A 786-nucleotide genomic window follows, 5' to 3' on the forward strand; every position below is an offset into this window, starting at 1 on the left:
ATAAATCCTTTATCTCAAGTTGCATAAATCCTCCCTAGAAATACTCATCCATTGTTTCAATGCGGATAGATTTTTCAAAATTCCCTTTATAATAATAATCTTTATCAAGCATATACATAGACTTCTTTGTTTCATCTGCCGTGTAATAGATGAAACAATTTTTCATTTCCCCTACAATTCGATATGGTACATTCCGAACCGTCTCATACATCTGTACTTCCTGTTCTGTTTCAAAACAATAATAGTAATAGACGGCCTTTCCGTTTGGCTTTCTTCTTAGAAATAGAATTTTATTATGGTCAACAATACTGCTACAATCTAATCCTCCGGCATCAAAAACATAGCCATCATCTATATGAAGAATTTTTTCTTTTGTATTCTTCTGCAAATCCCACCTATAGACTTGTTCTTTAATAATACCGGGATACTCTTCATCCTCAATAACCCCTTCTTCAAGCTTTTCAATCACCAAATCATTCTTATATACACCTATGATATAAAACGGTGGCTTTATGGCTGTTGTTTTTCCATTTTCATCCTTGACTTTTTTTAAATCTCCCATCTGCAATATATCTGTTTCTTTTTTATCTATATCAAAAATCAGATACTTATACCAACATGTTACTTCATCAAAATACCAATCACAATATGCCTCATAAGGATTCTCTGCCTTCATAATTTGAACATAATCTGCAAATTCTCCCTGCTCATACCGAGTGAAGAATTCATCTTCTGTAAAACGCTGCTCAGCATACCCTGTCACCTTGATTATACTGTAATCCTTTG

General features: G+C 33.3%; 1 protein-coding gene. It reads right to left on the reverse strand.

The genetic code is table 11. The annotated features are described in order from the left end of the window. Positions 1-34: 34 nt before the first annotated feature. Positions 35-786, reverse strand: a 752-nt coding sequence (locus D1841_RS17745; RefSeq protein ID WP_166554343.1) for a hypothetical protein, incomplete at its 5' end; no start/stop codon positions are given.

It is taken from the genome of Neglectibacter sp. X4 (assembly GCF_009917365.1).
Taxonomy (GTDB): domain Bacteria; phylum Bacillota; class Clostridia; order Oscillospirales; family Acutalibacteraceae; genus Acutalibacter.